Genomic DNA, 19847 nt, shown 5'->3' with positions numbered 1-19847 from the left:
GGGGGGGGGGGGGGGGGTTTTTTTTTCTTCTTGTGTGTCGCGTCTCCCCCCCCGCCCCCCCCCCCCCCGCGCCCGGGGGGGGGGGGGGGGGGGGGGGGGGGCCCCCCCCGCCCCCCCCCCCCCCCCGACGCTCAGGAACACGCCCAGCTTCACTGCGTGCTTCTGCTTCATTGCCGAAGGGCAGGAAGCCTGGCCGGCCGCCGACGTGGGCCAGGCGGCAGCTGATCGACGGCATACGGTTCCGGGTCCGCACCGGTATCCCGTGGCGGGACCTGCCCGCCGAATACGGGCCGTGGGGCCGGGTAGGTCCGTGTGCCGCGTCTTGGGCCGGGCAGGCCGCGCACCCGGCCAGATCGCGTGCGTGCCGACAAGGCGTACGCCTCACAGATAGACCGTGCTTACCTGCGGGGCGGGGGATCCGCTGCACCATCCCGGACAAGGCCGACCAGGCCCGCAACCGCAAGAGCCGCGGCTCGCGCGGCGGCCGGCCGCCGAAGTTCGACCCGCAGGACTACAAGGCTCGGCACGCGGTCGAGTGCGGCATCAACCGCCTCAAAGGCACCGAGCCGTGGCCACGAGGTACGACAAGCTCGCGGTCGGCTACGAGGCGACCGTCCTCATCGCGGCCATCAGCGAGTGGCTGTGAGCAGCATCTTCGCGATCGGCCCGGTGGCCCTTCACTTCTCCGCCTCGAATGCCTGGGCGACGGCCAGGCTGTCCTCGTAGACATGGTGCCGGGTGACAAGGCCGTCTTCGACGGTGAGATGCAGAGCGAACCGCGCCTGATACGCACGTCCGGTGGGCCGGGCGGTCTGACGGATTTCGCCGAGCACGACTGCGTCGCTTCCGTCGATAAGGATGCGCTCGACCTCAGTCGCCACCAATTCCGGCACGTGGTACTCGGCAAGCTCGCGATAGTGGGCGGCCGCGTCGGCCCGGGTGGACCGGTGACGGATCCACGGCGTGGCACTACGGCCGTGCTCGGCCTCCGGCCAGTCGAGCTTCCAATCGCCCTGCTCGGCATACAGCTCGGCGATGCGCTCGGGGTCGCCCTCGCCGATTCTGCGCAGTAACTCCTCAACCACAGTGCGCGTGTTCGTAGGTGCGGCTATGGACATCGCTGACCTCTCCGTCTTGGTCCACGTCCTCCGACGCGGAGAGATCACCAATCCTGCCAGCGCGGCCACGCCGAGACGATTACCTCTGAAGTAAGGCAAACGCATCACCAAGATCCACTTTCGATACGCGCCCTAGCAGGCCAACCGCGTACAACTGCCAGTCCGGTGGATCGGGGCGTCGAGTCGTCCATGCACTCAGTGGTGGAGCGCTCGCCCGGGCGGGCCGTCAGTCCTTCGGCCTCGTTGATGCCTTGGCACAGAGGTACGGACGCGCCAGCAGCAGGCCGATGCCGGTCATGGCGATGCCGAAGTAGACCGGCGCGAGGTGGATGAAGTCGGTGTAGTGGATCGCGCCGTGCACCACGACAGCCGGCAGGAAGCCGGCGACCGCCGCCGCGGCCAGGGTCCAGAACACCCAGGCCTCACCCCGCCGCCAGCCCCACGCGCTGAGCAGCATGATGGCCACCGCGGCGGCCATCAGGGCGCCGCCGAACCCCGCCCGGTCGTGGGCGACGAACGGCACAAGCCGGGGATTCACGGATTCCAGAGTCTGCTTGCTGGCGCCCAGGAAGGCCAGGTCGGTCGGCACGAAGACACCGGTCAGACCGACCACCGAGATCACCGCTCCGCCGACGAACAGCCCCGCTCCTGTGACGATCAGCAGCAGCTGGCCGACCAGCGACCGCCGGCGCTCCCGCTCCGGCCCCTCGTGCGCCAGGCGCCACCGCGGCGCATGCGGGGTCCGGCGGACCGCGGCCACGAACATCGGGAACAGCACGATGGCGGTGGCCGTGTGCAGGGGTTCCACGAAGCCGGTGGCCAGAAAGTAGAACAAGGTGGGAAAGCCGATCGCCCCCGAGAGCAGATACACCTCGCGGGCCCAGGGCCAGCCGCGTCTGATCCCGCCCAAGGCGAGGCCGGTGTAGAGGGCACCGATCGCTACCATCGTGCCGGCCATGGTGATCCGGTCGTGCTGGAGGAAGTGCACGAGGTGGTGGTTGGCGGCATGCAGTTCGTGCAGCGTCATGCCGAGGTAGTCGCGGTCGTACCAGAGCAGCACCGGCCCGAGCGTGATCGCCGCGGCGCCGAGTCCGGCGCCCGTCATACCGAGCCCGACCAGTAGCGCCCACCACCATGCGGGCCAGCGGCGTGGATCGCGGCCGACGTCCCGCAGCACCGGAGCGGGCGCGGTGGGCGTGGCTGCCTCGGTGACCCGCTGGAACCAACCGGGTCCGGCCGCGACGAGCACCCCGGGCCGGGCGAGTACGACGGCGCCCGGCTCCTCGAGCGCGGCGGCCGCGGCGGTGACCGATGGGTCGGACACATGGACCACGTGCGGGTCGTCGCTGCTCGTGAACCCGTCGACATAGGGTTTGAGGGCGGCCTCGGCCTCCGGGTCGCAGGCGCGGACAACCAGCGGGATCGAGCGGCCGGCAGCGGCCTCACGTACGGTCTCCGCGTCGGCCGCCGAGACGGGCGCCACCTCGACGACACCAGCCCCGAGCGGGGGCATGGCGCATACCACTTCGCGGGCGAGCGAGGGCGGGACGGATATGCCGAGACGGACGGTCACGGGCACCCCGGCGATCTCGCCGGCGAGCCCCTTGGGCGGATGGCGGTGGCCGAACCCCCGGGCGATCAGCCGCGCGCCGGCGGGACGGGAGCCGATCGAGGCCAGCAGCCGCAGTGCGGTTCGCTGCGAACGGCGCCGACCGAGCACGGCAGCGGCCAGGCCGCGCAGCGGGTGATACGTCCAGTCCGGCATTGGTCGCTTTCACTCTCCGTCGCGGTCAGCGGTCACCGGGCGCGGTCCAGCCGAGCACCGGCGTCATGGAACGCAGCGTCGCCCGCATCGGCATCAGCCGGGCGGCCGTGTCGCGCAGCAGCACCGCAGGCGGCCACGACAACTGGCCGACTGCGCCCAGCCGGGCGGAGCGGCGCGCGATGGACTGGGTCCGCGGGCGGCGCAGCAGGTCGTACGAGCGCAGCGCGGCGGCCACGTCCGGGGCGCCGTCGAGGCAGTGGGCGAGGGTGACCGCGTCCTCCAGCGCCTGGCATGCGCCCTGGCCCAGGTTGGGGGTCATGGCATGGGCCGCGTCGCCCAGCAGCGCGACCCGACCGCGGACGAAGGAGGGCAACGGTGGCAGGTCGTACAGGTCGTGTCGGAGCACCGTGTCCGCGGGGACAGCGGCCAGCAGGGCGGGGACGGGATCCGGCCAGGACTCGAACCGGCGCAGCAGTTCGGCGTACTCGGACGAGCCGGAGGCCGCTCTCGTCGGCAGCGACGCGGTCGCGAAGCAGTACATCCGCCCGCCCGGTAGCGCCGTGTAACCGAACCTCGCCCCGCGGCCCCAGATCGCCGCGCCCTCGGCGGGCGGCTCGGCGAGGGGCTCGGTGACCATGCGCCAGGCGGTGTAGCCGGCGTACCGGGGGCCGGCCGCGTCGGGCCACAGGGTGCGGCGGACCGCACTGCGCAGCCCGTCGGCGCCGACCACGAGATCGGGCCGGGACTCGCCCCCGCGGTGATCGACGACCGGGCAGCGGCCGCCGTCGCGGACCGCGGACACCTCACTGTCCGGCCGCAGGCTGTCACCGGGAAGCGCCTCGGTGAGCACCCGCAACAGGTCCGCGCGGTGCAGGACCACCAGGGGATGGCCGAAGCGGCGCGCCAGTTCCGCGTTGTCCGTACGGGACAGCCAGCGGCCCTGGCGGTCGCGTACGCCGCCTGTGGCCTCGACGGTGCCGAGTGCCCGGACGGCGTCGGCCAGGCCGAGCACCTCAAGCGCGCGCAGCGCGTTCGGCCACAGGGAGATGCCGGCTCCGATCTCGGTGAACTCCGGGGCCCGTTCCAGCACCTCGACGCGCCAGCCCCTGCGATGCAGGGCGATGGCTGCCGCGAGCCCGCCGATCCCGCCGCCGACGATGGTCGCGGCGCGCTGCGGCATGGGTCCTCGCTTCGGGTTCGGGGAAACCGCCCCCGGTCAAGTGGTCGTCATGCGGTGCCCGAGCGGCATGCGCCGCGACGCAGGTCCGGCTGATCAGCGCCTCATAGCAACATGTCGACAGATGCCTGTCAATGTGCCGAGGGGCGGACGGCCGTGGTTTCGTAGGTGGGAGTGAGCAACGTTTGTCGATGGGTTTGGGCATCACTCCGCGATCAAGGAGCCCGAAAATGTCGATGAGAAGCAGCAATGCCTGCTGCAAGGTGGATCGTGCCGACGGGGGTCCGGTGGTGGAGTTGCTCGCCGACCTGTGAGCGATGCGCGCCGCAGGTGGTGGTGCTTACCTGGCCGTCGTGCCATGCGACGCGTCTCGAGGGAGTCTGGCGCCGTGGAAATTCCGTTGCCGGAACGGCAGCATCTTCGATCGAATGCCTCCATGACTCATGACGGCCCGGCGGACCATGTGGAGCAGAATCGTCGCTTTTGGGATGACGAGGCGGCTGCGTGGCACGGGCCGCTCGCCCGTGATCACTGGGCGCAGGTGGAACCGTCCTGGGGATTGTGGGCCACCCCTGAGTCGCAGGTTTCCGTGCTTCCCGACGGCATCGACGGGATGCGCGCCATTGAGTTGGGCTGCGGTACTGCCTACGTTTCCGCTTGGCTGGCCAGAGCAGGAGCCCACCCGGTCGGGATCGACCTCTCGGAGAAGCAGCTCGCCACTGCTCGCGCGATGCAGGCGGAGTTCGGCATCGACTTCCCCCTTGTCCTGGGCAATGCCGAGAAGGTGCCCTACGAGGACAACACGTTCGACCTGGCGATCAGCGAGTTCGGTGCCTCGCTGTGGTGCGACCCCTACCAGTGGATCCCGGAGGCAGCCCGGCTTCTCGTTCCTGGAGGCCGGCTGGTGTTCTCGCGCTACTCACCGCTGTTCGCGCTGTGTGTACCGCCCGAGGGACCGGCATCCACCACTCTGTCCCGCGGCCAATTCGGCCTGACGCGGCTGGACTGGGGGAATCACGTGGAGTTCATCCTGCCGCACGGTGAGATGCTCCGTCTGCTGCGGGCCTGCGGCTTCGTCGTTGAAGATCTGATTGAGATTCAGGCACCCCAGTCTGCGGGGGATTACGAAGAAGTTTCCGCCGACTGGGCCCAGCAATGGCCCAGTGAGGAGATCTGGAAAGCTCGGCTGGCAGGCTGACAGCTCCGCAGGCACCGTGGATCGCCTTACGCGGTCATCTGGTCGCGCACGACGGCGTCGGCGAGCTCGGAGAACTGGCCGCGCATCGTGAGCAGCCGCAGGTTGCGGCAGGCCGCCTCGATGGCCGCGTCGGTAGCCGGTTCGGTCAGGCCGCGGTGACGGGTGACGCTCATGGCGGGACTCCTCAACTGGTGGGACGCCCGGCCGGTGGCCGGGCGTGACGCAGGAGCTGGTCGTAGGCGGCCACCGACGGCAGCGGACGCGAGTCGGGCGGCAGTGCGGCCAGGCGGCGTTCGGTCAGCGAGATCACCGGGGAACCGATCCGCCCGAGTGCCGTGTCCGGGCCGACCTCGCCGGAGCCCTCCCGTTCGGCGGCCCTGCGTGCTTCCAGGGCCACTGCGTCCGAGCTCAGGGCACCGGCTTGCAGGGCGGCGGCGATCCCGGCGACGACATGGTCGTGGCTCATGTGCCGGTGCCGCAACAGAACCTCGATCAACGCGCGGGTGCCGACCGCGTCACCGTGCGCGAGGCTCGTGGCCTCCCACCAGGCGTCGTGCACCGGGGTGAACTTCCCCGCCGCCCGGGCCTGGTCCAGCGCAGTGGCCCCCGGCAGTGCACCGGGCTTGCGCAGCAGTCCTTCCAGGTAGTGGTCCAGGTCCAGGCGGCTCCCGCCGCGGGTGACCAGCCGCTCGTGCCGGGCGACTTCGGTGCGGCCGTCGTAGACCACCAGTTCGGAAGCGTGCAGCAGGACGCGGACCTGGCGGCCGATCAGCCGTACCGGTACCGAGTGGTGGTTCATGCGCACGGTGATCTGCGCGTAGCGGTCCACTCGCGGGGTCAAGAGCCTGCCGGTCTCGAAGTGGTCCTCGGGCAGTGGCTGCAGCAGGGGTTTCTCGATGGCGAAGTACTCGCCGACGGTGCCTCTCGCCTTCGACGCCCCGTGCCGAGCCCGCGCCAGTGGAGTGATCTGCATCACAGGCTGTCACGGCGATCAGTCGCGCGGTGTCTTGAGGCCGAACCCCTTGAGACAGAGGAGACAGCATGACCGAGAGGATCGAGGCGGCCGTGATCGGCAGCGGATACGCAGGTGTCAGTGCCCGTCAGCAATCGGGGCGCCGTTCCACCCAACTCACCGGGAGCAAGCGAGCCGCCAGGAGCAACTCATGAAGCACCGCATCGTCGTCCTCGGCGCCGGCTATGCCGGGGCCTACGTGGCCGGGAACCTGGTCCGCCGGCTGTCCCCGGCGGACACCGAGATCACCGTGGTCAACGCCGTGCCGGACTTCGTCCAGCGGCTGCGGCTGAACCAGCTGGCGGCCGGCCGGGACATCGAGGCTCCGCAGCTCGCCGATGTCTTCGCGGGCACGGGGATCCGGCTGCGCGTGGCCCGTGTCACCGCCGTCGACCCCGAGCGCCGGGTCGTCGCCGTGGCCGATGCCGACGGCGACCTCGGCTACGACACGCTTGTGTACGCGCTCGGCAGCCACGGCGACGACCACGGTGTCCCGGGCGTGGCCGAGCACGCCTTCGACGTCGCCGCCAGGCCCTCGGCGCTGCGTCTGCGCGAGCGCTTGGACGGCCTGGGCGGGCGGGGCGGAGGCGGGAGTGTGGTGGTCGTCGGCGACGGGTTGACCGGCATCGAGACCGCCACCGAGATCGCCGAAGCGCGGCCCGGCCTGTCGGTGGCGCTGATCGCCCGCGGTGAGCTGGGCGCCCGGCTCTCCGCCGGAGCCCGCGGCCACCTGCGCCAGGCGTGCGACCGGCTGGGCATCACCGTCCTGGAGCACACCAGCGTCGAAGCCGTCGAAGCGACGCGGGTGCTGTGCGCCGACGGCACCGCCTTGGCCTCCGACGCAACCGTGTGGACGGCCGGATTCGCGGTCGACCCCATCGCCGCCGCAGGCGGCCTTGAAGTCACCGAGGACGGTCGGATCGTCGTCGACCGCACCATGCGGTCGGTCTCGCACCCGAACGTCTACGCCGTCGGCGACAGTGTCCATGCCGTCGGCGACAACGGCCGTCCGTTGCCGATGTCCTGCGGCTCGGCCGGCTACACCGGCCGACAGGCCATCGAGGCGATCGTGGGACGTCTGACCGGCCGCAAGATCTCGAACGTCAAGCTGATCTACCTGTACAACGCCATCAGCCTCGGGCGGCGGGACGGGCTCTGGCAGTCGGTCGACGACGAAGGGCAGGCAAAGCCGAAGTACATGGGCGGGCGGAAGGCCGCGCGGATCAAGGCGGCCATCGAAAAGGGGGCGCTGTGGGGCACCTCGCACCCGACCTTCGGCCTGCCCAAGCGCAAGCGCCGCCTGGCCGCCGCGCCGGATCCGTCCATGGCTGAGAACACCGACGTCATCGTGCGCACCCGGCCCGAGGGCGGCCACCGCCGGTAACTGCCCGTGGGCCAAGCACGGCGGGGCGTCCGGCCACCACGGGGCGGGCAGCCCGACCCGGCATTCGAGCGAGAGAGACCGAGATATGACCGACCACAGCACCGACCTGGCGACCGAAGCGTTCGTGGCCCACCGCAACCTGCTGTTCACGGTCGCCTACGAGATGCTCGGATCGGCGGCGGACGCCGAAGACGTCCTTCAGGAGACCTGGCTGCGGTGGGTCAAGGTCGACCTGGGACAGGTGAGTGACCAGCGGGCGTACCTCGTGCGGATCACGACCCGGCAGGCGCTCAACCGGCTGCGCACCATGAAGCGCCGCAGGGAGGCGTACGTCGGCCAGTGGCTGCCCGAACCGCTGATCACCACGCCGGACGTGGCCGAGGACATCGAACTCGCCGAGAGCATGTCGATGGCGATGATGCTCGTCCTCGAAAGCCTTTCCCCGATCGAGCGGGCGGTGTTCGTACTGCGCGAGGTCTTCGAGGTCGACTACGACGAGATCGCCGAGGCCGTCGGCAAGACCCCGGCGGCCGTACGGCAGATCGCGCACCGCGCCCGTCGGCACGTCGGCGCTCGCCGCCCCCGCAGAACGGCCTCCGTGCGGGAGACCCGGGCGGCCCTGGAGTCGTTCCAGCGCGCGATCGAGACCGGGAACCCCCAGGACCTCCTCGACGTACTCGCCCCCGACGTCGTTCTGCTCAGCGACGGCGGCGGCCTCAAGAGGGCCGCGCTGCATCCGGTCATCGGCGCCGAGAAGATCGTCCGCTTCTACCTCGGCGGCTCCGCCAAGGTCGAGGCCACCATCACCTGGGAGCCCACCGTGGTCAACGGCAGCCCCGCACTCGCCGTACACGTAGGCGGCGAGCTCGACGGCGTCATGGCCGTCCGTGTCGAGGACGCCCGCATCACCGGCCTCTACTTCGTCCGCAACCCCGAGAAGCTGACCCACGTCACCTCCGCAACCCCCCTCACCCTGCGCTGACGCCAACGGCTTGGACGCCAGCCATCCACAGCACGTACAGGCCGACTGAGGAGAGGGGCGTATGAGTTACTCCGTAGGGCAGGTCTCGGCTTTTGCCCGGTGACAGTGCGGATGCTGCACCACTACGACAGGGTGGGCCTGCTGTCGCCCAGCGGCCGTAGTCACGCCGGCTACCGGCTCTACAGCGACGCAGACCTGGCACGCCTCCAGCAGATCCTTTTCTACCGCGAACTCGGATTCTCCCTAGACGAGATCACCACCATTCTCAAGGACCCGCAGTGGGGTCGGTGGGCCAGGGGAGTTCTGCGGCGGATGCGTCGACGAGCGCAAGTCGGCCGCCCCTCAATTCGGTGCGTACTGGTCGATCGTGTTCCTGCTGACACCGAGGAGCCAACCCGCCTCCCGTGGGTCGCGGCCGACCGAGAAGCGGGTGTCGGGCATGATCGCGCCTTACGCGGAGACGGCCGTGCTCGCGCCTGGATCCACTTCCTCCAGCACACCGTCCGCGTCCATGACCCAGCTCCCGCTCTCGACGCCGTACACCTTCTTCTCCTCGAGCCACTTCCAGGACATGTGCTGCAGGACCTTGGCGGGCTTACGTTCCCAGACCGGATTGTGGTCCCAGCCCTCGACACGGAACATCAGCTTGCGGGTGCCCGGGATCTTCTTGTAGAGCTTCGGAACGGAGAAGTGCAGCACCGGCCCCAGCTCCTCCGAGGTGTTGGCCGTTCTGTCCTGGTCTCCGTAGACGATGCACACCGGCACGGCCTTGCCGAGCGTGGAGGCGTGCGGCACGGTGCTCTCGTTCCAGCCCCACCAGTAGGAGTTGCGCCACCGCGCGACGCCTTCGGGTGCCCCAGACGTCGAGCCGCCCCACTTCCTGCCCTCGGCGTCACTGTCCATGATGGCCTGCCACACGTGGCCAGCCAGGTCCTCGTCACTGATGACGGCTTTGAACGCCGCCTTGCTGGTCAGGTTCATCGGGAAACCGAAGACCGCGGCCGGCTTGGACTCAGGCTGCGTGGGCAGGCCTGTCCCGGGAGGCGGAGCGAAGGGGTCGGAGGGGTTCGTCGACCACCGGCCGTTCGGAGGGAACATCGGCGCGAGAAGGAACATGCTCGCCACGTTCCCGGGATTCTGCAGGGCGTACGGACCCATGACGAACGCGGCCGCGGACCAGCCGATGAACGCGACCTTCTCGCCGCCGCACCGATCCATGATGTACGTGACGACGGTGCTCAGCTCGTCCCATTCGCTCTTGGAGTTGCCCAGTTGGAAGGGGTAGGACGCTGCTGTCGGGAGGCATTGCCCCGTGCCGGGATTGGTCTTCAACAGGCCCCGCTGGGCCGGGTTGGCGTTGCACGGGTCCTCCATCTTCGGGCGGGGGGAGAGCCCGGATCCCTGGAGGTCCATGATGAACACGTCGTAGCCCTTGCCCGCCAGGTCCTGTGCCCAGCTGTAGCTGGTGTCCGGGTCCGAGGAACTGCCGTGCGGAGGGAGTACGAGGTCGAAACCGGGGAGGGCCGGAACGCTCCTGCCGTGGAGCATCAGGACCGGCTTGGGAGTGGCGCCGGATGCGGTGCCGTTGTATTCCCGTACGAAGAGCTTGACCTCCTCATCGACGTTCGCCGGGATGGTCGATGTGTGGTCGACCCAATGGTTGACGGGCTTGATGTCCGGCATGGTCGCCTCCGATGACTGTTCGCCCTGAGGAACGGTTGTTCCCGAGGGCGGTCAGCATCTCCGCCGCGCTCGGGGAGTACGGGGAGCCGGGACGGCGGGGCGCACGGACGGTGACTGATCGGGTGGGCGCCGCTCCTCCGATCGGCGGAGCGCGCCCTGGGGGCGCGTCAGCGACTGCGCGGCAGGCCACCCCACCGGGTCCCGGCCTTTCACGCGAGCAGAACGCGTTCGTGGAGGAGATGGACCTGTTCCGGGCGTCGGTCGACTCGAGCCACCTGCGGGCGATGAAAGGTGGTAAGGCCACGGCCACCGGCCCGTCCCCGGTGGACCGGGGCAAGACCGGCAGCAAGCACCACGTGATCGTCGAGGCCCACGGCATCCCGCTGGCCGCCACATGACCGGCGGCAACCGCAACGACGTGACCCAACTGATCCCACTGATCCGAGCCGTCCCGCCGATCCGAGGCAAACGCGGCCAACCGCTGCGCCGCCCGAAGCACCTCTACGCCGACGCGGCTACGACCACGAGAGCTACCGCGACCAGGTCCGACGGTTCGGAATCACCCCGCACCTCGCCCGGCGCGGCACCGAACACGGCTCCGGACTCGGCGTACACCGCTGGGTCGTGGAAGGCGTCATCGCACTACTGCACTGGTTCCGCCGCCTACGCATCCGCTGGGAGATCCGCGACGACATCCACCAGGCCTTCATCTGGGTTGTTCCGTCATGTGCTGGCGACGACTGAGGACGCAGCTCTGATTCCAGTCAACGTAAGGTGGAATCCCATGTCGCGAACTCGCGCCAGCACGAGGAGGCGGAATGCTCGCTCACCCATCGGCGCTGGCGGCCGGAAGACGTCATTCGGTCGGACGGCGCTGGGATGGAACTGTTCTCGCCGTGGGCAATACCGCAGCCGCTGAATGTCGTGTCGAGCGATGGGAAGACGTCGTCGCGGTGGCAGCCGGCAACGTCCATACCGCGACGAACACGGGCAGGTCTCATACGGTGGGACTCCGGTCGGACGGTACGGTGCTGGCAACGGGGTGGAATGGCGATGGGCAATGTGATGTCGCCGGATGGCGAGGCATCACGGCCGTGGCCGCAGGCTGGCGCCGCACGCTCGGGCTACTCGCCAATGGCCGCGTGCTAGCAGTTGGCCGGAGTTCAGAAGGACAGTGCGACGTGCAGTCCTGGCGCGAGATGGTCGTCCTCTCGTGTGGTGACTGGCACTCGGTCGGCGTCCGGTCGGACGGTTCTGCACTGGCCACGGGGAACAACCGACGACGGCAGTGCGCCGTTGAAGAGTGGCGTGACCTAGCCGCCATTTCGGCCGGGTATCTCCATACCGTCGGCCTCAGAGCCGACGGGCGGGCAGTAGCGACCGGAGACCGGGCAACCGGGGCGTGCGAGGTCGATGAGTGGGAAAACGTGGTGGCGCTCGACGCGGGCAGCTACCACACCGTCGGGGTCACTGCGTCCGGACGGGTCCTCGCAGCAGGAGACAACAGCTACGGACAGTGCGAAGTCGGCGATTGGCGCGACATAGTCGCCGTGGCGGCCGGTTCAACGCACACCCTTGGCCTGCGTGCCAACGGCACAGTCGTGACCACAGGGAACAATGCCGACAGACAGTGCGAAGTCAATGCCTGGTCCGGAGTCCAGCTTCCGCGGGCCTTTGGGCCGCGCCAACGCGAACTCACACGCCGTCATTCCCGAGCCACAGACACCTCATTCTGATTCCAGTCCATAGCCGAGCCCCGCACGTTGCCCTCGGGCAGGTACTCGGTCGATCCTTATTAACGAACAGCCATTTACGAACCCTCCATCGATGGCCTCCGTTTATGAAGAGTCATTCATAAACGGAGGGAGCGCGGCGTGGCCCGCCCCCCCCGCAGCGCTGACGCTCGCGGCGGTGGCCGAAGAGGCCGGGCTGGCCCCGGCCGCCCTCGTGCAGCGCTTCGGGTCCAAGCGCAAGCTGCTGCTCGCCCCTGGCCCGGCAGGGCGAGGCGCACACCGGCGCGGTGTTCGACCGCGCCCGCCGAGAGCACGACTCGCCGCTGGCCGCGCTGCACGCCGCGGCGGCCGCCCTGGCCGCCGGAGTGCAGCCCCCGGAGGAGATGGCCGGCAACCTCGGTTTTCTCCAGCTGGACCTGACCGACCCGGAGTTCCGTGCGCGCGCGGCCGCGCAGGCGGGCCGGATGCGCGCGGAGGTCGCCGCGCTGCTCGCGGACGCAGTCGCCGACCGCGAGCTCGCCGCCGGCACCGACATCGAGGGCCTCGCCCGCGCCGTCCAGGTCACCTACAACGGCGCCCTGCTGCTGTGGGCCGTGGAAGGCGGCGGCTCGACGGCGGAGCTGCTCCGGTCCGAACTCGACCGCCTGCTGCGCCCGCACCGCGCCTGACGACCGACAGCATCACCGACCCAGGAGGACACCCAGCATGCCCGGCTCGCACCCCTTCGCCGTCTCCTTCTTCATCGGTACCAGCCTGGACGGGTTCACCGCCCGCCCGGACGGTGACATCACCTGGCTCAACAGCTGCGCCGAGGGCGCGGATCTGGTCGCGACAGCCGTTCGACGACCAGGTCGTAGGGATCCTCGACCGCACCGGTGACCGGCCGCTCGGTGAGCTCCGACTCGCCCTTGCGTGTGGTGAAAGAGTGCCCTGGGGCCGTACCGAGGGCCGATGCCCCGGCTGGCGTCGTACAGACCGGTGGGGCAGCGGGTCAGGGCAGCCACTCGCCCTGACCATGGCCGCGACCGAGGGCCGTTTCGCGATCAGGCGGTCGAAGGGGTCAATGACGCGCATCGCACGGCCGCCGTGTCGTCGCGCGGGGAGCGGCGGCGCTCACCGCCGGGTTGAGGTCTCACGGCGCACGATGTGCGGGTTCGAGCCGATCGACTCGAGGTGTGCGATGACCTTGTCGTGTCCAGCGATCCGTTCTCAGTCGTCCAGGACGACGACGTGCTTGCCCAGCGTGGTGCCGGACTCGACGTCGGCCTGGGCGTCACGGACCTGTTCCAGGCCGTGGTAGACCTTCGCGACGGGGACGTTGAGGCGTCCTTCGGCGATGGCCTGGAGCTGGTGGGCGAGGACGTCGGCCGGGAGGTCGGCGGCCTCGCCCGCGTAGCTGGTCAGCCGCACCCCGCCCGGGATCATGAACGGGCTGAAGTCGGGGATCGTCCACTGACCCGCCAGGGCTCCGGTGAAGCAGACCGTGCCGTGCCGGCGGACGGTGCACAGGGTGTCGGCGAGGACCGAGCAGCCCACCAGTTCCAGTGCGGCGTCGACGCCGTCCGGCATCAGTTCGCGCACCTGGTCGGCGAGGGTTCCGTTGTCGACGAGGGGATGGTCGACGCCGGCGGCCCGCAGTTCCCCTGCCCTTTCCGGGGTGCGGGTGGTGGACAGCACGGTGGCTCCGAGGTCCTTCGCGATCGTGGCCGCGCTCAGCCCGACCGTGGACGTGCCGCCGCGGATCAGCAACGTCTGCCCGGGCTTGAGGTCCAGCCCGGTGGTCAGCGATCCGTAGGCGGTCTGGAACATCTCCGGCAACGCACCGACAACCTCCCACGGCAGGCCGGTCTCGAACGGGATGACCTGCGCCGCGGGCACGGTCACGTACTGGGCGTACGCGCCGTCGTACGAGCGGCCCATACCGCCCATCATTGTGGCCACCTGCTGTCCCGGCCGCAGCCCGCTGCCCTCGCCGGCCGCATCGACCACGCCGACGCCCTCGATGCCGGGGATGCGCGGGTAGCTGACCTCCGCGTCCGACTCGCCCTTGCGGGTGGTGACTTCGGATTCGTTGACGCCGAACGCCTTCACCCTGATCCGCACCCAGCCGGGCTTGCGTACGGGCACCGGGACGTCCTTGATCTCCAGTGCGTCCAGACCGCCGGGCCGGGTGACGACGACGGCCCGCATCGTCGCCGGTGCGGCATCGGCGGCTGCTGTCGGTTGGCTCATACCGAGTACCTCACTCCGTGTCGTCGTCCCCTGCGCTGTTCCGTATCGCCCGCTGTCCCTCAGGGGCGGTCGATGCCTTCCCACAGGTCGAGGACCTGCTGGTAGTGGGCGGTGCCCTCGAAGGGCGAGTTGCCGACGGTTTCCGAGGTGGGCCGGTCCGTGACGGCGGGCCACAGGCGGGAGTGCTCGCCGGTGGCGAAATCGAGCACGATGTCGCGGATACGGGTGTCACGCTCGGCCTGCTCGGCGCTGCGGCCCGGCTTTTCCTGGCCGACCAGGGCGTACATCTCGGTGCCGTGCACGGCGGGCGCGCCCTCGGCGGGGCCGATCACAAGGAGGTGGGCGTTGCCGCCCGCGGCGGCGTGCGCCAGAGCGCCGCGGGCCGCGGGGATCGCGAAGAGGTAGTCCGCCATGACCGCGGCGCGGACCTCGGCCGGGGTACGGCCGCCCTGGTCGTAAGCGTCGACGATCTTCTGCGCGCGGGAGCGGGAAATGCGCCACCCCGCGACCTCGTCGACAATGCGGTCGACGGTGCCCGGGTCGAAGCGGTCGAGGTCGTTCGCCACCCACCAGCCCATGTCGTCGCTGGCCATGCTCAGCAGCACGTCGACATCGCGGTGCGCGCCCGAGGCGAGGACGTCCATGGGGTGGGCGTGCACCACCGCGCCGGGCTGCCCGATGTCCAGGACGACGCCGGTGGCCTTGTTGTCCACCCCGCCGCGCACTCCGAGGTCCGTCGGGAGGACCTTGCGCAGGGCGTCCCGCAGGGAGAGCGGGTCGAGGTCGAGCACCTTCTCCGGGTTGTCCGCGACACCGAGTTCGGTGACGAACAGGTGCGCGAGCTCCTCGGCCCACCACGCCGGGACGGAGCGCGCGGGCCCGCCGGAGAACCCGGCCAAGCGCCGGTACAGGCCGTCGGCGGAGGAGGCGCCGAGCAGCCCGAACGTGGAGTAGGCGCCGCCGCTGTGGCCGTAGACGGTGACGTTGTCGGGGTCGCCGCCAAAGTGGGCGATGTTCCGCTGGATCCAGGTGAGCGCGGCGACGATGTCCTGGAGGAAGAGGTTGCTGGCCTCGGCCAGCTTCCCGCCGTACTGCGAGAGCGAGAGCGAGCCCAGGGCGCCGAGCCGGTAGTTGATGGACACGCCCACCACGCGCCCCGTCGCGGCGAGACCGGCGGCGTTCGAGGTGATCTGGGTGTTCGCGCCGTACTCAAATCCGCCGCCGTGGATGTACACAGTCACCGGGAGCGCCTTGCCGGCTGGCTGCTCGGGGGCCCACACGTTCAGGTTCAGGCAGTCCTCACCCATCCCGCTGTCCGCCTCGAGCCAGTCGCCGCCGTCGGGCTGGACAGAGACGACACCCTTGCGGTCGTAGGGGAGGCTCGGGTCGAAGGCCGCGACCACGGGACGGCGGTACCGCTCGGCGGTGGCGTACGGGATCCCCCACCAGGACCGCACCCCTGGTGCAGTCGGAGCCTTGGGAGCGGAGGCGGTCATGACATGTCCTTCCAGCGCGGTTCGGATGCTTCGCGCGGTGAGTCGGCGGCTGGTCGCTCGCGGTGACCTCTCCCATCGTTTCCCGGGATACGACAAAACGCCTGGTGTGCAGCGGTCACCTGATGGTCAGCAAATGACACTTCCGTACTTGTCTTTCCTCGGTGCCCAGGCAGCCGAGGGGAGGTCGAGGGGACTGGGATCTGCCATCGGCGAGCCCGGAGGAGCTCGGGAAGTCAGCCGAGCAGGCACGGCATGGGGCGGCGGCACTGGTGAGCCGCCGTCGAGGTCGGGGCCGCAGCGATACGGCAAACGGCTGAAGGGCCGGGCTCTGCCAGCCGGGCTGAAAGCCAGAAGGCGGTGCGCGACCCGGTGTTCACCACCCACCGCAAGCCGGGCCCCGGCAAAGTAGTCGGCCCGCGGGGGGTCAGAGGTGGGTCAGCCGACGCGCTCCAATCACGGGTGGGTCGGGGCCTCGCCGGCCGCGAAGGCGGCCGGAGTGAGACCGGTGCGGTCGCGGAAGAAGCGACCGAAGTTCGCGGGATCGGTGAAACCAAGGTGGACCGCCACGGTCCGGGCATCCCACCGCGCACCTCCCAGCAGGCGCCGGGCTTCCAAGAGGCGCCGCTCGTCGATGAGTTCACGTACCCCCTTGCCCGTGGCCTGCCGGGCGGTACGGCTGAGGGTGCGGACCGAGCAGTCGAGCAGCTCGGCATAGTCCGCGGCCTGGTGCAGCTCGCGGAAGTGCAGCTCCAGGGCGTCCAGGAAGCGTCCGTATCTGTCGGCTCGGCCCGTGCCGGCCGTGGCCGTGGCGATGGGGGCGATGCCCGGGGAGTTGGCCAGGCGCAGCAGCAGCGATTCCAGCAGGCTGCGGCGCAGAGCGTGGTGGACGTCGAGGGGGCGGCGCCCCAGTGCGCGGTGTTCGTCCAGGAGCTGGAGTGCCGTCTGCTGGAGCCAGGCGATGTCGTCGGGTTGTGGGCTGAGCACCGCCGGGGCCTCGTGCGCGGTGACCGGGGCCAGGAGACGGGCGATCTCGGGTCGCAACACGTCCGGTTCGAACAGGATGAACGGTCCTCGGGCCGCGCCGGGCGGATGCCAGCACTGCGCGTGCCCGGGGCGCACCCACAGCCACTGGCCGGGGGCGACGGTCCGCGTGACGTGGTCGACGTCGTGCAGCAGCTCGCCCTCGGTGACCGCGATGAGGTAGTGGAAGGTGGCACGGCCCGGACGGGGCGGATTCCACGGCCAGTCGTCGTGCTGGGCGAAGAAGTCCTCGACGGTACTCACCTCCAGGCCATAGGGAGTACCGACCGGGGGCTCGAAACCGTACAGCGGAACCGCAGCCGACCCGGCCTGCCTGCGAGGCCCGGAGTGTCGCTTATCGACCATCACGTGTCCGCAGCCTACCCCCTTCGCAGTCGGCTTCGACGGAAGGATGGGGCCTGCCACCGCGCCCGATCGGCGCGCCCTCCGTCTCCTTCAATGCCACAGTCCGTCACCTCACGAGAAGGTTCACCACCCATGAACGGACCGACCCTGCACCAGACCGCCGCCGACTGCGCGGAGGAACTCCCCGGAGCCCAGCTGGAGCACCCCTTCGGCCCCGACTGGGAGGTCTACAAGGTACGCGGCAAGGTGTTCATGCTGATGACCGAAGTCCCCGGGCGTCCCGTCGTGATCCTCAAGGCGGACCCCGCCGAGGCCCACGCCCTGCGGGAGCAGTACAGCCACATCACCCCCGGCTACCACATGAACAAAAGGCACTGGATCACCCTGGAGGGCGGGGAAAGCGTCGACAAGAGGCTGGTCGAGGAACTCGTCACCGACTCCTACCGGCTCGTCGTCGCCCACCTGCCCAAGGCGGAGCAGCCCGTCGACCCGCACACCCACGGCACCGGCACACGGGCGGCCCGGTGAGCGCGGCCGGCGACCGGCTCCAGGACACCGCCCGCCAGGCGGCCCTCGCCCTCCCCGACGTCAGCCACGGATACCCCTTCACCCCCGGACTCGACGTGTACAAGGTCGCGGGAAAGGTGTTCCTGATCGTCACCGACGACCCGGACGAGCAGATCATCACGGTCAAGTGCGAACCCGAACACGCCCGCGCCCAAGTACGCCGCTACGCCTCGATCACACCGGGCCGCTACCTCGACAAACGCCACTGGATCTCCCTCGGGGCAGGCCCCGGCATCACCGAGCAACTGGTCACCGACGCGGTCGAGGACTCCTACCACCTGGCCGTCGAGCGACTGCCGCGACGCGACCGCCCCCGGGCTCGATGAGTTCCGCGAGCTTCCCCACGCGCGGCTGAGCCGACGCGTGTCAGCGCCCTCGTGCAAGGCTCGTCATGTCCGCACACGTCCGCCAGCGAGCCGAGAGACCGATGGAAGCGACCGAAGCGACCCTGCCGCTCTTCGGCGAGGAGCCCGCCCGGCCCCTCGCCGACCGCCTGCGCCCCACCCGGCTGGACGATGTCGTCGGGCAGGACCACCTCCTGGCCCCGGACGCCCCACTGGGCCGCATGGTCGCCCAGCAGCGCCTCAGCTCCGCCGTCCTGTGGGGCCCGCCCGGCGTCGGGAAGACGACCATCGCCCGGCTCCTCGCGGACGCCGGCGGCCTGGCCTTCGAGCCGGTGTCGGCCACCTTCTCCGGCGTGGCCGACCTGCGCAAGGTCTTCGCCGCCGCACGCAGCCGACGCGGCATCGGGCAGGGCACCCTGCTGTTCGTCGACGAGATCCATCGCTTCAACCGCGCCCAGCAGGACAGCTTCCTGCCCTACGTCGAGGACGGCACCGTCACCCTGATCGGCGCCACCACGGAGAACCCGAGCTTCGAACTCAACGGCGCCCTCCTCTCCCGCACCCAGGTCCTCGTCCTCAAACGCTTCGACGAAGCCGCCCTGTCCACGCTTCTCGGCCGCGCCGAGCAGCTCACCGGCCACCGGCTGCCCCTGGACGACGACGCCCGCCGCGCACTGATCGCCATGGCCGACGGCGACGGCCGCTACCTCCTCAACATGGCCGAACAGCTCCAGGCCCTCCCGGACACCGAAGCCACCCTGGACACCGCCGGGCTCGCCCATCACATCCAGCAGCGGGCCTCGCTGTACGACAAGGCGCAGGAGGGCCACTACAACCTGATCTCCGCGCTGCACAAGTCGATGCGCGGCTCCGACCCGGACGCGGCCCTGTACTGGCTCGCCCGCATGCTCGACGGCGGCGAGGACCCGCTGTTCGTGGCCCGCCGTCTGGTCCGCTTCGCGAACGAGGACATCGGCATGGCCGACCCACACGCCATCCAGCAGGCGCTTGCCGCCTGGGACGTGTACGAGCGACTCGGCTCCCCCGAGGGCGAGTTGGCGATCGCCCAGGCCGTCGTCTACCTCGCCACCGCCCCCAAGTCCATCGCCGTCTACCGCGGCTTCAACGCCGCACACCAATCAGCCCGGCAGACCGGCTCGCTCATGCCGCCCGCCCATATCCTCAACGCCCCGACCCGGCTGATGAAGGACCTCGGCTACGGCCAGGACTACCAGTACGACCCGGACACTGCCGACGGCTTCTCCGGCGCCGACTACTTCCCCGACGGCATGGACCGCGAGACGTACTACCAACCCACCCGCAACGGCTACGAGGCCCAGATCACCGAGCGCCTGCGCCACTGGGCTGCCCTGCGTGCTCGCGCACAACGCGGCTGACCGGCCGACACCGCGCGATGAGCCATCGATGACGCCGACGACGAGGCCAGCAGAAGCTGACGACGCACAATTTGGGGCCCACCGCGACGGTGGGCCCCAACGTACGTTCAGACATGGACAACGGACAGCGCCAAACCCTGTCCATAACTTCGGCTCGCCCGCCCACCCGGCAGCAGCGCAGGAGCATCGGTTCCAACAGTTTCCGCGTCACAGCCCATGTCTTCCACCCAGCCCGCCCGTCGGCAAACCGAGTGCGCCTACGCACCCGACTACCGGCCCGACCATGGCAGGTCAGCGCACTACAACACCTCGCCGGGGGCTGTGTGCAGAGCTCCTGGCGCACGTCCAGGTAGCAGCGCAGCCGGACACTGGC

General features: G+C 70.1%; 18 protein-coding genes and 5 pseudogenes. 14 read left to right on the top strand and 9 right to left on the bottom strand.

Going from position 1 to position 19847, the window contains the following annotated elements; all coding sequences use genetic code 11:
- Nucleotides 1-32: 32 nt before the first annotated feature.
- Both ACZ3I3_RS38090 and ACZ3I3_RS38085 read left to right on the top strand, forming a co-directional pair.
- A pseudogene (locus ACZ3I3_RS38090) lies at nt 33-269 on the top strand (hypothetical protein); the annotation flags it as partial.
- Nucleotides 270-306: 37 nt separating this feature from the next.
- Nucleotides 307-646: pseudogene (locus tag ACZ3I3_RS38085) on the top strand (transposase); the annotation flags it as partial.
- Nucleotides 647-677: 31 nt separating this feature from the next.
- Here the strand turns inward: ACZ3I3_RS38085 and ACZ3I3_RS38080 are convergent.
- From ACZ3I3_RS38080 to ACZ3I3_RS38070, 3 genes are all read right to left on the bottom strand, one after another.
- The gene (locus ACZ3I3_RS38080) at nt 678-1118 is read right to left on the bottom strand and encodes a nuclear transport factor 2 family protein (protein ID WP_467372349.1); all 441 of its coding nucleotides are present in this window, start codon (nt 1116-1118) and stop codon (nt 678-680) included.
- A gap of 226 nt (nt 1119-1344) precedes the next feature.
- Nucleotides 1345-2883, bottom strand: a complete 1539-nt coding sequence (locus ACZ3I3_RS38075) for a hypothetical protein (protein WP_467372348.1) — start codon at nt 2881-2883, stop codon at nt 1345-1347.
- Between the two features lie 25 nt (nt 2884-2908).
- Nucleotides 2909-4063 carry an FAD-dependent monooxygenase gene (locus ACZ3I3_RS38070; protein ID WP_467372347.1) on the bottom strand — a complete coding sequence of 385 codons (1155 nt, stop codon included), beginning with the start codon at nt 4061-4063 and terminating at the stop codon, nt 2909-2911.
- Between the two features lie 385 nt (nt 4064-4448).
- Between ACZ3I3_RS38070 and ACZ3I3_RS38065 the strand changes: the two genes are divergently transcribed.
- The gene (locus ACZ3I3_RS38065; protein ID WP_467372346.1) at nt 4449-5258 is read left to right on the top strand and encodes a class I SAM-dependent methyltransferase; all 810 of its coding nucleotides are present in this window, start codon (nt 4449-4451) and stop codon (nt 5256-5258) included.
- 26 nt (nt 5259-5284) lie between these two features.
- Here ACZ3I3_RS38065 and ACZ3I3_RS38060 read toward each other — a convergent pair whose 3' ends face one another.
- Nucleotides 5285-5431, bottom strand: a complete 147-nt coding sequence (locus tag ACZ3I3_RS38060) for a hypothetical protein (RefSeq protein ID WP_467372345.1) — start codon at nt 5429-5431, stop codon at nt 5285-5287.
- An 11-nt stretch (nt 5432-5442) separates the two neighbouring features.
- Nucleotides 5443-6231, bottom strand: coding sequence for a Mu transposase domain-containing protein (locus tag ACZ3I3_RS38055; RefSeq protein WP_467372344.1), 789 nt, complete (start codon nt 6229-6231; stop codon nt 5443-5445).
- A 190-nt stretch (nt 6232-6421) separates the two neighbouring features.
- Here ACZ3I3_RS38055 and ACZ3I3_RS38050 point away from each other — a divergent pair, with 190 nt between their 5' ends.
- From ACZ3I3_RS38050 to ACZ3I3_RS38040, 3 genes and pseudogenes are all read left to right on the top strand, one after another.
- On the top strand, nt 6422-7654 hold the full coding sequence (locus tag ACZ3I3_RS38050; protein WP_467372343.1) for an NAD(P)/FAD-dependent oxidoreductase: 1233 nt from the start codon (nt 6422-6424) through the stop codon (nt 7652-7654).
- Between the two features lie 85 nt (nt 7655-7739).
- Nucleotides 7740-8636 carry an RNA polymerase sigma-70 factor gene (locus ACZ3I3_RS38045; RefSeq protein ID WP_467372342.1) on the top strand — a complete coding sequence of 299 codons (897 nt, stop codon included), beginning with the start codon at nt 7740-7742 and terminating at the stop codon, nt 8634-8636.
- Between the two features lie 61 nt (nt 8637-8697).
- Nucleotides 8698-8915 (top strand): annotated as a pseudogene (locus tag ACZ3I3_RS38040) (MerR family transcriptional regulator); the annotation flags it as partial.
- A 171-nt stretch (nt 8916-9086) separates the two neighbouring features.
- Here ACZ3I3_RS38040 and ACZ3I3_RS38035 read toward each other — a convergent pair.
- Complete coding sequence (locus ACZ3I3_RS38035) at nt 9087-10319, bottom strand: alpha/beta fold hydrolase (protein ID WP_467372341.1); 1233 nt, start codon at nt 10317-10319, stop codon at nt 9087-9089.
- 236 nt (nt 10320-10555) lie between these two features.
- Between ACZ3I3_RS38035 and ACZ3I3_RS38030 the strand changes: the two are divergent.
- The 5 genes and pseudogenes from ACZ3I3_RS38030 to ACZ3I3_RS38010 form a co-directional block, all read left to right on the top strand.
- Nucleotides 10556-11077 (top strand): annotated as a pseudogene (locus ACZ3I3_RS38030) (IS5 family transposase); the annotation flags it as partial.
- A 60-nt stretch (nt 11078-11137) separates the two neighbouring features.
- A complete protein-coding gene (locus ACZ3I3_RS38025) occupies nt 11138-12055 on the top strand; it encodes an RCC1 domain-containing protein (RefSeq protein ID WP_467372340.1) in 918 nt (305 codons plus the stop codon).
- Nucleotides 12056-12146: 91 nt separating this feature from the next.
- Nucleotides 12147-12293, top strand: a pseudogene (locus ACZ3I3_RS38020) (TetR family transcriptional regulator); the annotation flags it as partial.
- Nucleotides 12294-12339: 46 nt separating this feature from the next.
- The gene (locus ACZ3I3_RS38015) at nt 12340-12720 is read left to right on the top strand and encodes a TetR family transcriptional regulator C-terminal domain-containing protein (RefSeq protein WP_467372339.1); all 381 of its coding nucleotides are present in this window, start codon (nt 12340-12342) and stop codon (nt 12718-12720) included.
- A 37-nt stretch (nt 12721-12757) separates the two neighbouring features.
- The gene (locus ACZ3I3_RS38010; RefSeq protein WP_467372338.1) at nt 12758-12931 is read left to right on the top strand and encodes a hypothetical protein; all 174 of its coding nucleotides are present in this window, start codon (nt 12758-12760) and stop codon (nt 12929-12931) included.
- 330 nt (nt 12932-13261) lie between these two features.
- Here ACZ3I3_RS38010 and ACZ3I3_RS38005 read toward each other — a convergent pair whose 3' ends face one another.
- The 3 genes from ACZ3I3_RS38005 to ACZ3I3_RS37995 form a co-directional block, all read right to left on the bottom strand.
- On the bottom strand, nt 13262-14284 hold the full coding sequence (locus ACZ3I3_RS38005) for an alcohol dehydrogenase catalytic domain-containing protein (RefSeq protein ID WP_467372337.1): 1023 nt from the start codon (nt 14282-14284) through the stop codon (nt 13262-13264).
- Between the two features lie 59 nt (nt 14285-14343).
- Nucleotides 14344-15780 carry a carboxylesterase family protein gene (locus ACZ3I3_RS38000; protein WP_467372336.1) on the bottom strand — a complete coding sequence of 479 codons (1437 nt, stop codon included), beginning with the start codon at nt 15778-15780 and terminating at the stop codon, nt 14344-14346.
- 453 nt (nt 15781-16233) lie between these two features.
- Nucleotides 16234-17064, bottom strand: coding sequence for a helix-turn-helix domain-containing protein (locus ACZ3I3_RS37995; RefSeq protein WP_467372335.1), 831 nt, complete (start codon nt 17062-17064; stop codon nt 16234-16236).
- A 234-nt stretch (nt 17065-17298) separates the two neighbouring features.
- Here ACZ3I3_RS37995 and ACZ3I3_RS37990 point away from each other — a divergent pair, with 234 nt between their 5' ends.
- The 3 genes from ACZ3I3_RS37990 to ACZ3I3_RS37980 all read left to right on the top strand — a co-directional run bounded on the left by ACZ3I3_RS37990 (nt 17299) and on the right by ACZ3I3_RS37980 (nt 19474).
- On the top strand, nt 17299-17694 hold the full coding sequence (locus tag ACZ3I3_RS37990; protein WP_467372334.1) for an MmcQ/YjbR family DNA-binding protein: 396 nt from the start codon (nt 17299-17301) through the stop codon (nt 17692-17694).
- Nucleotides 17691-18059 carry an MmcQ/YjbR family DNA-binding protein gene (locus ACZ3I3_RS37985; protein WP_467372333.1) on the top strand — a complete coding sequence of 123 codons (369 nt, stop codon included), beginning with the start codon at nt 17691-17693 and terminating at the stop codon, nt 18057-18059. The genes ACZ3I3_RS37990 and ACZ3I3_RS37985 overlap by 4 nt, the downstream gene beginning before the upstream one ends.
- A gap of 101 nt (nt 18060-18160) precedes the next feature.
- The gene (locus tag ACZ3I3_RS37980; RefSeq protein ID WP_467372332.1) at nt 18161-19474 is read left to right on the top strand and encodes a replication-associated recombination protein A; all 1314 of its coding nucleotides are present in this window, start codon (nt 18161-18163) and stop codon (nt 19472-19474) included.
- Nucleotides 19475-19847 lie beyond the last annotated feature (373 nt).

This window comes from Streptomyces sp. NPDC016851 (genome assembly GCF_055562795.1).
Note: the sequence above shows the minus strand (reverse complement) of the source record. Positions and strands in the feature narration are given on the sequence as shown.